A 10,582-nucleotide genomic window follows, 5' to 3' on the forward strand; every position below is an offset into this window, starting at 1 on the left:
GCCACCGTCGCGCAGCACCATCGGGTGAGTGAGCCGGCCCTGCTGTCCCAGCCAGCGGGACTGGCGGCGCTGTTCCTGTGACGCGGTGCGCTCAGCGCGCCCGCCGCTTGCGGGCGTAGTGCGCGGCCAGGGCCACGGCGCACACGGTGGACACGCCGCCCGCCGTGAGCTGCCACCCCAGACCCAGGTGCGCGAACGAGGCGATCGCGTTCGCACCCGCGCTCAGCACCAGCACCACCCACAGCGGGGCCACCACCATCGAACCGCTCCTCTGCTCGTCCACTCGCACGACAACCTCGTCCTTTCCCTTGTCCCACCGGTCTTCGGTCATCACTCGCGCAACCCGATGGCGTCGATCGGCCTGGCGCGCAGGCTCACCCGGGTGGCCACGCCGAGCGAGAGGAACCCGAGCAGCGCGGCGCCGCCGACGACCCCGAGGTACACCGCGAGCGGTCCGGCCAGCACCGGGCTCCCGATGAAGCCGATGCCCAGCATCGCCAGCGGCAGCGCCGCGAGCAGCGAACCCAGCAGGATCGCGATGCCGACGGTCACCACCGCCTCGATCCGCATCATCCGCACGACCTGGCGCCGGGTCGCGCCGATCAGCCGCAGCAGGGCGAACTCGCGGCCGCGCTGCGCGGTGCTCATCACCAGCGTGTTGGCCACCGAGATCGCGACGTAGCCGAGGATCACGCCGACCGCGACCAGGTTCAGCCAGAACTGCGACTGCCGGACCGGGTCGTCCGGCGCGGCGAGGCTCGCGCCGTCGGCCACGGACAGGCCCGGGTAGGTCCCGGCCAGGCCCTCGAGCGCCGTGCGCACGGCGGCCGGGTCGGCCGACGGGTCGGTCCGGACCAGCACCGCGGTGTCCACCCGGTTCGTGGTGTGCGCGCGGGCCAGGTCGGCCGGCAGCACGTAGTCGCCGAACGCCAGGTCGTGCGCGTAGGTGGCGACCAGGCGCAGCTTGGCGGGCGCGCCGTCGCCGAACGCGAACTCGACCTCGTCGCCGATCTTCTTGTCGAGCCACCCCGCCTGACCCTCGCTCAGCGCGACGGTGTCGCCGGTCAGGTCGCGCAGGTCGCCGGAGGTCACGCCCAGGTCCAGCACTCCGGCCACCTGGTCGCCGGTCACCCCCTGCGCCGGGGAGCGGTCCACCGAGGCCTGGTCCTGGTGGATCTCGAAGGACATCACGACGGTGCGCACCTGCGAACTGGCGGCGGACACGCCGGGCACCTGGCGCGCGGCCCGGGCCACCTCGGGCGGCACGCCGCCGGTCGCGCCGGTGAGCACGTAGTCCGCGGTCGTGGTCCGCGCGGTCTCCCGCTGCACGGCGGCCTGGCTCGTGGTCTGGCTGTAGTAGTTCACCAGCGCGAAGCCGACCGCGAGCATCAGCGGCGTCACGGCGGCGGCCAGTCGCCTGGTGTTGGCCCGGGTGTTGTGCGCGGCGAGGTAGCCGCCGACCCGGGACACCCGGCTCAGCACCGGCGCGAGGACCCGGACGAAGAACCCGGTCACCTTGCCGCCCAACAGGGACAGGCCGATGATGAACACCAGCGACGACATCACCGACATCGCCATCGCGGCCTCGCCGTGGCTGTACAGCGGCACGGTGGCCAGCCCGACGCCGGCCACCAGGAGCCCCCAGCCGATGCCGGTCCGCACCGGCCCGATCCGCTTGCGCTCCACCGCGGCCTCGCCCAGCGCCTCGACCGGGTTGATCGAGGACGGGCGGCGCGCGGCCGACCACGCGGCCAACCTGGCCGACAGCAGGCCGATCACGAACGCCGCGGCGAGCGGGATCGGGCTCAGCGCCAGGGCGAAGTCGTCCGGGATCACGCCGATGGCGGCGAACGCGTCCCGCAGCCCGAAGCCGACCGCGACGCCGAGCGCGCTGCCCGCGAGTCCGGCGACGACCGCGACGGCCATCGTCTCGACCGCGATCAGCTTGCGGATCTGGCGCGGCGTGGCCGCGATCGCCCGCAGCAGCGCGAACTCCCGGCGGCGCTGGCCGATGGTGAGCGCGAGCGTGCTGGCCACCACGAAGATCGCGACCATCATCGCGTACCCGCCGAAGGAACCGGAGATCGCCATCAGCATCACCCGGGTTTGGCCCACGTCGAGGAACTCGACCGAGCTGCGCCCGATGCCCGAGGCGACCGTCACGTGCTCGCCGTCGAGCGCCTCCTCCACCCGGTCGGCCAACCCGTCGGCGTCGACGCCCTGGTCGGCCAGCACGCCGATCGCGTTGACCCGGTCGGGGTTCTCCGCGAGCGCCGCGGCCCGCGCGGTGCTGAAGAACAGCGAGGACTGGCGGGTGAACCCGTCACCGGCGGGCGTGGTCGCGATGCCGACCACCTCGAACGTCAGCGGCGTCGACCGGGTCACCACGCGGACCTGCTGTCCGATGTGGACACCGGCACGCGCGGCCACCTCGGCGTCCAGCACGACCTGGTCGTCGCCCTGGGGCTCGTGGCCGTCGCGCAGGGTGAAGGGCGCCAGCGCGGCGGACTCCCAGCCGTGGCCCAGCGAGGGCTTGCCGCCCACCACCTGGCCGCCGGCGTCGAGCACGTGCGCGGCGAAGCTCTGCTCGGGCACCGCGACCCGCACCCCGGGCACCGCGGCGATCCTGTCGACCAGCGACGCGGAGAGCGCGGGCTGCTCGGCCACCGTGGCGAAGGTCAGCGCGTCGGAGTTCGGCGGGCGCACGTTCTGGTCGCCGCCGACCACCACGGCCGCGGCCGCGTAGCGCTGGGTCGGCACACCGGCGCGGATGCCGGACTCCATCAGGATTCCGCAGCCGGCGACCAGCGCCGTGCCGAACAGGATCGCGATGAACGCGCCCACGAACCCGCTGAGCCGGGTCCGGATCGTCTGCCAGGCGAGGAACGACATCGCGGTCACCACTCCCCGAGGCGGGTCATGTGCGCGGCGACGCGGTCGGGCGTCGGGTGCGAGAGGGTGCCCGCGAGCCTGCCGTCCGCGAGGAACAGCACGCTGTGCGCGGCGGAGGCGGCGACGGGGTCGTGCGTGACCATCAACACGGTCTGCCCCAGCGAGTCCACCAGGGTCCGCAGCAGTTCGAGTACCTGGCGCGCGGTGCGGCTGTCGAGCGCGCCGGTCGGCTCGTCGGCCAGCAGCACCTCGGGTCGGCCGACCAGCGCGCGGGCGATCGCCACCCGCTGCTGCTGGCCACCGGACAGTTCGGACGGTCGGTGGTCGAGCCTGCTCGCGATGCCGACCCGCTCCACGATCTCGCTCAACCACCGCTGGTCGGCCTTGCGGCCCGCGAGGCGCAGCGGGAGCGTGATGTTCTGCCGCACGGTCAGGGCCGGCAGCAGGTTGTACGCCTGGAACACGAACCCGATCCGGCCGCGGCGCAGCTCGGTGAGCTTGGTCTCGCCGAGACCGCCCAGGTCGGTGTCGCCCAGCAGCACCCGGCCCGCGGTCGGTCGGTCCAGTCCGGCGGCGCAGTGCAGGAAGGTGCTCTTGCCCGATCCGGACGGTCCCATCACGGCGGTGAAGCTGCCTCGTGCCAAGCCGACGGAGACCCCGTCCAGCGCGGTGACCGCGCCGTCGCCCGAGCCGTACACCTTGCGCACGCCTTCCAGGGTCAAGGCGTAGGTCCTCGTCAACGTTTCCATGGGGAGAACGCTAGGTTCGGCGGCGTCCGCGTTCGATCCCGTACGGGGGCGAACGGGGGTAGCGCCAGCACCACCTGTGCGCCGGGGGTTCTCCGCTGAGGCACAATCGCACCGTGAAGACGCTGCTGCGATCCTGCGGGAGGGCCTGGCTGTACCTGGTCGTCGGCCTGGGCACGGCGATCGTGGCGCTGGTCACCACCTTCGTGCTGGTGGCACTGCTGGCGTTCTGCGCGGTGGGCGTCGGCATCCCGTCGCTGCCCTACGCGGTCCGCGTCGTCCGGTGGCAGGCGGGCTTCGAGCGCCGCCGCGCCGCCCGCGCGTCGAACACGCCGATACCGGAGCCGTACCGGTCGGGCTCGGTGCTCAAGGACCCGGCGACCCGGCGCGACCTCGCGTGGCTCGCCACGCACGGCGTCACCGGGCTGCTGTTCGGCACGATCGCGCTGGGCCTGCCTGGCGACGGCCTCCAGCTGCTGGTGATGGCCGCGGTGTGGCGGCTGGCGCCCGGCGGCGTGCAGACGCCGGTGGCGCTGGTGGTGGACTCGGTGCCGACGGCGTGGGCCGCGGCCCTCATCGGTGTCTGCTTCCTCGTGCTCTCGCTGTGGTTGCCGACGATCGCCCGGTGGCAGGTCGGCATCGCGAAGGCGTTGCTCGCCGCGCCCGAGGGCGCCGTGCTGACCGACCGGGTCGCCGAGCTGTCCGCCTCCCGCGCCGCCGCCCTGGAGGCGCACGGCGCGGAGCTGAGCCGGATCGAGCGCGACCTGCACGACGGCGCGCAGGCCCGGATCGCGGCGGTGGTGATGCAGCTCGGCATCGCGGACCAGCTGCACGAGCGCGACCCGGAGACCTCGTTGTCGTTGATCCGCAAGGCGCAGGACACCGCGACCGACGCGCTGGCCGAGCTGCGCGAGGTGGTGCGCGGCATCTACCCGCCGCTGCTGTCCGACCGCGGGCTGGACGGCGCGGTCGAGGCGCTCGCCGCCTACAGCGCCGTGCCGTGCGAGCTGCACCGCGCGAACATCGGCCGGCGGCCCGCCGCGGTGGAGGCGGCGGCGTACTTCGTGGTCGCCGAGATGCTGACCAACGTGACGAAGCACGCCGAGGCGTCCCGGGTGTCGGTGACGCTGGCCGGCACCGCGGACACCCTGTCGATCGTCGTGGAGGACGACGGCCGCGGCGGCGCGGACGAACGCCGGGGCAGCGGGTTGGCGGGCATCCGCCGCCGCGTCGCGGCCTTCGACGGGACCATGACCCTGACCAGCCCACCCGGTGGGCCGACCGTGTTGCGAGTGGAGCTGCCATGCGGGTCGTGATCGCCGAGGACGACGCCCTGCTGCGGGAGGGGCTCGTGCTCCTGCTCAGCACGTCGGGCGTCGAGGTGGTCGCCGCCGTGGACAACGCCGACGACTTCCTGTCGGTGGTCGCCGCCGACCGGCCGGACGCGGTGATCATGGACGTCCGGCTGCCACCGTCCTTTCGGGACGAGGGGCTGCGCGCGGCGGTCGCGGCCAGGCGGCTGCACCCCGGGCTGCCGGTGCTCGTGCTGTCGGCGCACGTGGAGCACAGCTACGCCACCGAGTTGCTGACCGACGGCGCGGGCGGCGTCGGCTACCTGCTCAAGGAGCGCGTCGGCAAGGTCGAGCGGTTCCTGGACGCGCTGCGCCGGGTCGCCCAGGGCGGCACCGCGATGGACCCCGAGGTGATCTCCCAGCTGCTCGCGCTGCGCCGGGTGTCCGACCCGCTGGACACGCTGAGCGCGCGGGAGCGGGAGGTGCTCGGCCTGATGGCCGAGGGCCACAACAACACCACCATCGCCGAACTGCTCGTGGTGAGCGAAGGCGCCGTGCACAAGCACATCCGCAACATCTTCACCAAGCTCGACCTGCCCGCCGACGAGGCGGGCCACCGCCGCGTGCTGGCCGTGCTGGCGTACCTGAACCGGTAGTGGCCTCCTCGACTTCGCACCACCCGGTCACCCGGCGGTGCGAAGTCGGGCGGTGCCGGTCAGCGCTGGAGCACGATCACCGGGATCAGCCGGTCGGTCTTGGTCTCGTAGGCGGCGAAGCCCTCGGCGTGCTCGACCATGCCCGCGTACAGCCGGTCGCGCTCGGCGCGGTCCTCGACCACCGACGCGGTCGCCTCGAACTTCTCGGTGCCGACCTCGACCACGACCTTCGGGTTGGCCACCAGGTTGTGGAACCACGCGGGGTTCTTCGGCGCGCCGGCGTAGGACGCGGCGATCACGTACCGGTCGCCGTCACGCGTGTACACCAGCGGCGAGAGCCGCTCCTCGCCGCTCTTCGCGCCGATCGTGGTCAGCAGGAGCAGGTTGCGCCCCTCGAACGGACCGCCGACCACGCCCTCGTTGGCCCGGAACTCGGCGGCGATCTTCTCGTTGAAGTCCGACATCGCGGTGGTGCCCTCCTCGTTGTGCGTCCACCAGACCCCCTGATCGTATTCCGCCCTCCGGCCGGTCGCCGTGGCGCGGGACGCCGACGCCGTTCCACTGTGGACTCCCCGGCTGGTCACGCTTCGTAGTTGATCCGAACGGCAGAGTGCCCGATCCGGGGGAAAACGGTCATAGTGTCGGCGTGGGGGCCGGTCAGGCCTCGGCAGACTTCGGGGGGAGTGCCGAATCCATGCGCGCACGCGTTCGCGGGCGGGTCGTCGTCCTGCGCCTTCTCGTCGCGGTCCTCGTGGTGGCCTTCGGGTCCACCGCGACGCCCGCGGCCTTCGCCGACACGGCGAGCCCGGTCGTGACCTCGACCGACTACCCGACCTCGGGCTTCCACGGCGGCCCCGGTCGCGCCGGTACGTTCACGTTCGCGCCGGGCGGCCCGGACGTGTCCGGCTACGGCTGGTCGTTCGCCGGCACCCCGACCGAGCACCCGGTCCCGGTGACCTCACCCGACGGTGTCGTGACGGTGTCGATCGCCCCGCCCGCCGCCGGCGTCGTGACCCTCTACGTCGCGGCCTACGACAGCACGGGCACGCCCTCGGACCCGACCGCCTACCAGTTCCTGGTGGCCGAGCCGTCCCTTCCCCTGTCGGTGTGGGAATTCGAGGAAACCTCGGGCTCCACGGCCGTCGACACCGGCACCGCCGGCGCCCCGCTGACCCTGTCCGGCGGCGCGACCTCCACCCCGGGCTACACCGGCAACGCCCTCCTCGCCGACGGCACCGCCACCGCGACCGCCCCGGCCCCGGTCCCGGCCACGTCGTCCGGCTTCTCGCTGGCCCTGTGGACCCGCCCGGACGCACTGACCACCCGCTTCACCGCGGCGTCCCTGAACGGCGTGACCTTGGCGTACCGCCCGGAGGACCACCGCTGGGCCGCCGAAACGAGCCCCTCGACCCGAGCCCTCTCCACCGCCGCCCCGCAGGCGGGCCAGTGGACCCACCTGCTGCTGACCTACGACGGCACCGACCTGACCCTGTGGGTGGACGGCGTACGCCAACAGTCGCTGCCCGCCGTGCTCACCCCCGCCACCCTGACCCTGGCGGCGTCCTTCACGGGAGCCCTCGACCAAGCCCGGCTCTGGGACCGCGCGCTCGGCACCACCGAAGCGGCCGCCACCGCGACCCTGCCGGTGCTCCGCGCGCACTACAGCCTGGACGAGGGCACCGGCACCACGACGACGGACGAGGTGTCGGCCGGGTCCGCCACCCTGACCGGCGACGCGTCGCTGACGTCGACCGGCCCGGACAACGCCGACAGGTGGCTCCACTTCGACGCCGCGGGCGCGGCCACCGGCCCCCACCCGCCGCTCTTCCGCACCGACGGCTCGTTCACCCTCGTGGCGTGGGTCCGCGTGCCCGACTGCGCCACCACCGCGCGCACCGCGCTGTCCCTGGACGACACGAACTCGCCGTTCACCCTGGGCTGCGCGGCGAACCGGTGGACCTTCTCCGTGCCGACCCCGTCGGGCCCGGCGTCGGCCACGTCGCACTTCCCGCTGCGCACGAACGACTGGACCCACCTGGCGGTCCGGTACGAGGCCGGCACCGGCCGCGTCACCCTGTTCGTGGACGGCGCCGAACAGCGCGGGTTCGTGGGGACGCCGGGAACCGGCGTCGTCACCGCCCCGTCGACCGGCGCTCTCCTCCTGGGCCGCGCCACCACCGCGGGCAGCCCGTCGACCCCGTGGTCGGGCGACGTGGACGACGTCCGCCTCTACTCGGGCCTCGTCCCCGTCACCCCGCTGCGCCAACTCTGGTTGGCCACGACCCATTGACGGGCGGGCACTAGGCGGCGGGCCCCGGTGCGTCCGGGGCGCTCGCCACGCCGTCCTCGTCCCGGTGCCGGGTCAGGTCCGCGTACAGCACCAGGTGCACGGCCAGGCCGAGGACGGCGAGCCCCTCCACGACGGAGATCGTCAGGTAGGCGGCGGAGCGCGGGCTCGACGCCCAGAACACGACCAGGGCCGCCGCGGGCGCGACGCAGAACATCCCGAGGTCCACGGCCAGTTGGAGCACCTTGCGGGTACGCCGGCGGCGGTCGCCGCGGTGGAAGGACTCCCACCCGAACACGGGCGTGCCGGGTGGGAGGTCGGCGGCCAGGCGAGGGGCGAGTTCGGTGCGGATGTACCGGCCGGCGGCCGAGATCTTCTCGTCGTTGACCAGGTAGGTCCAGCCGAGCAGCAGCGCCACCGGCGGCAGCAGTAGTGCCAGGTTCGCCTGCCCGCGCGCGCTCAACGTCGCCGCGATCACCGCCGCCATCGACGCCAGGGTCGCGTACACGAGGTTGTCGCGGAACCCGATGCGGGTTTTCTGCTCTTCCTTCAGCCGCTCGTACTCCAGCGTCAGCAGCTTCGCGACGGTGATGTCACCCTCCGCCATGCTTCCCCCTCCTCGACCCGAACACCCCCGGCCGGCGGTCCGACGCCGACGGCGTGCCCTCGGTGCCGACCGGGGCGAGAACCCATTTCACCGGCTTGGCGCGTGGTAGCTTAGATCACGTTCGTCGGAGTGGAACGGGCACAGGGGACGGATGAGCGGTTCGCCGTACAGCGTGGTGCGCGACAGGTTGGTGGCCAGAACAGTCGAGCACTACCTTCGTCCCACTTTCCGCGCCCGCAATTCTGCGGACGATTCCGGGGATCGCCTTCGGTTCGACGCGCTCCTCGACCAGTTGCCGAACCACCGGGCGAAGCACGAGCCGAGGCCGAGGACGTGGCTGGTGATCGGCGGCGCGGGCACCGGCAAGAGCACCGCCGTGGTGCAGTGCGCGATCGCGCTGCTGGATCGCGAGACCCCGTGCGCGATTGTCGACAACCGCATGATCCGGCAGTGGGACGTGCGCGGTCTGGACGTCAAGGAATTCGCCCGGCAATTACGCCCGTCCGGTGTCGACGAGAAGTTGTGGAAAGCACACGTCAAGAAACACCGGGTGGTTTTCCTGGTCGACGGGTTGAACGAATTGGGGCGCGAGTTCGAGGGCACGCCCGAGTGGAAGTTCGTCTGGCAGCTGGTGGCGGGGTCGCACGACTTCACGGTGGTGGCCACCTCCCGCGACGAGGTCGAGGACCTGGACCGGACGATCCTGCGCGATGTCGAGACGATCTCCATCGAACCGCTGGACGAGCAGGACATCGAGACCTACCTCGGCATGCGCGACGGGTCGGCGACCGAGGCGTTGGCCGAGATCAGGTCGGGCGACATGCTGGGCGTCGCGTCGAACCCGTTCATGCTGTCGCTGCTGACCGACTGGCTGCTCGGCACCCCGTCCGGCACGGACCGGAGGATCCCGCGAAGTCGCGCGGACCTGCTGCGGGAGACGGTGGTGCGGCCGGCCGGCGAGGGCAGGTTCGGGTTCGGCCGGGGGGAGCGGAACGCCGCGAAGCGCGGGCTCGGCATGGAGGCGGCGCTGTGCGCGGCGGCGCTGGCCGCGATCACCACGGGCAAGGGGAACGCGGACTTCCTCGTCCGGGACGTGGAGGCGCTGCTCGGTCGGGTGTGGGACGACCGGGAGGAGATCGCCCACACGGTGAAGGCGTTCCTCGACACGCAGATGGTGGAGCCGGTCGGTGACCCGGCGGAGGGCCAGTACGGCCTCATGCACCCGGCCTTCGTGGACTTCGGCCTCGCCCTCGCGTGGCAGCGGACCACGCCGCCACCGGTGGTGCTCGACCCCGGCTACCTCGACCAGTGCCTCGGCGACTGGGTCGGGCTCCAGGCCGACCCGGACGGCGCCGTGCTCGGCCTGCTCGCCGAGGACGACCGGCCGTTGCCCCCCGAGCTGCTGGTGGACGTCCTCATGGCGAACCGGGGCGTGCTGGGCGACGAGGCGCGGGGGACGCTGTGGCGCCACCTCGGCCGGTGCTTCACCGCGGGCCGCCAAATCCGGGACCGCCTCACCGCCGCGCTGGCGAGCGTGCCGCCGTCGGTGCTGCGCGACGGCTTCCAACGCGGCGTCCAACGGGTGCTCACCGCCGAGGACCCGGGGTTGGCGGACGCCGTCTTCGCCGCGCTGTGGAACGGCTCGCTGGACGCCCAGCGGCTCCAGCGCCTGCGGCGGGTCCACCAGCGCAACAGGAAGGAGTCGACGTCCAAGCGACCCGAGCGGAACGAGGACATGGCCGCGGACCGGCAGGCGTGGATCCGGACCAAGGCCGACCCGGCCGCACGCCGGCGCAGCGCGAACTGGCTCGGCACCTACGGCGGTGAGCCGGACGTCGGGGTTCTGCTGACGGTGATGGCGGACGACGCGGACGCCTCGGTCCGCGGCGCGTCCGCGAACGCGTTGGGGCGCATCGGGTCGCTGGGCACAGCGCCGGCGTTGATGGTCGCGTTGGCCGGTGACGAGGGCTCGAGTGTGCGTGGTTCGGCGGCGAACGCGCTCGGGCTCGTCGGTGATCCCGGCGCGGTGGACACGTTGACGGTCGCGTTGGCCGGTGACGTGGAGGGAAGTGTTCGTGGTTCGGCCGCGAAGGCCCTGGGGT

9 protein-coding genes are annotated in these 10,582 nt (G+C 73.0%); 4 read left to right on the forward strand and 5 right to left on the reverse strand.

Annotated elements, in window-relative coordinates:
* Positions 1-91: 91 nt before the first annotated feature.
* From AB0G50_RS09465 to AB0G50_RS09475, 3 genes are all read right to left on the reverse strand, one after another.
* Complete coding sequence (locus AB0G50_RS09465; protein ID WP_360104330.1) at positions 92-259, reverse strand: hypothetical protein; 168 nt, start codon at positions 257-259, stop codon at positions 92-94.
* A 71-nt stretch (positions 260-330) separates the two neighbouring features.
* Positions 331-2,892, reverse strand: a complete 2,562-nt coding sequence (locus tag AB0G50_RS09470; RefSeq protein ID WP_360104333.1) for an FtsX-like permease family protein — start codon at positions 2,890-2,892, stop codon at positions 331-333.
* 5 nt (positions 2,893-2,897) lie between these two features.
* A complete protein-coding gene (locus AB0G50_RS09475; RefSeq protein ID WP_360104336.1) occupies positions 2,898-3,641 on the reverse strand; it encodes an ABC transporter ATP-binding protein in 744 nt (247 codons plus the stop codon).
* Between the two features lie 113 nt (positions 3,642-3,754).
* On the opposite strand from AB0G50_RS09475, the gene AB0G50_RS09480 reads away from it, so the two are divergent.
* Together AB0G50_RS09480 and AB0G50_RS09485 are read left to right on the forward strand one after the other, a co-directional pair.
* On the forward strand, positions 3,755-4,954 hold the full coding sequence (locus AB0G50_RS09480) for a sensor histidine kinase (RefSeq protein WP_360104339.1): 1,200 nt from the start codon (positions 3,755-3,757) through the stop codon (positions 4,952-4,954).
* Positions 4,942-5,586 (forward strand): response regulator transcription factor, encoded by a 645-nt coding sequence (locus AB0G50_RS09485; protein WP_360104342.1) that lies wholly within the window; start codon positions 4,942-4,944, stop codon positions 5,584-5,586. Before AB0G50_RS09480 ends, AB0G50_RS09485 begins: the two co-directional genes overlap by 13 nt.
* A gap of 59 nt (positions 5,587-5,645) precedes the next feature.
* Here AB0G50_RS09485 and AB0G50_RS09490 read toward each other — a convergent pair whose 3' ends face one another.
* Entirely contained in the window at positions 5,646-6,050 is a 405-nt protein-coding gene (locus AB0G50_RS09490) for a nitroreductase family deazaflavin-dependent oxidoreductase (protein ID WP_360104344.1), read from the reverse strand.
* 230 nt (positions 6,051-6,280) lie between these two features.
* Here AB0G50_RS09490 and AB0G50_RS09495 point away from each other — a divergent pair, with 230 nt between their 5' ends.
* Positions 6,281-7,876: a LamG domain-containing protein gene (locus tag AB0G50_RS09495; protein WP_360104347.1), complete on the forward strand. Its 1,596-nt coding sequence runs from the start codon at positions 6,281-6,283 to the stop codon at positions 7,874-7,876.
* Positions 7,877-7,886: 10 nt separating this feature from the next.
* Here the strand turns inward: AB0G50_RS09495 and AB0G50_RS09500 are convergent, their stop codons facing one another.
* On the reverse strand, positions 7,887-8,480 hold the full coding sequence (locus tag AB0G50_RS09500; protein WP_360104350.1) for a hypothetical protein: 594 nt from the start codon (positions 8,478-8,480) through the stop codon (positions 7,887-7,889).
* A gap of 550 nt (positions 8,481-9,030) precedes the next feature.
* On the opposite strand from AB0G50_RS09500, the gene AB0G50_RS09505 reads away from it, so the two are divergent.
* On the forward strand, positions 9,031-10,582 hold a 1,552-nt coding region (locus AB0G50_RS09505; RefSeq protein WP_360104353.1), incomplete at its 3' end, for a HEAT repeat domain-containing protein.

This window comes from Actinosynnema sp. NPDC020468, assembly GCF_040642015.1.
GTDB lineage: Bacteria > Actinomycetota > Actinomycetes > Mycobacteriales > Pseudonocardiaceae > Actinosynnema.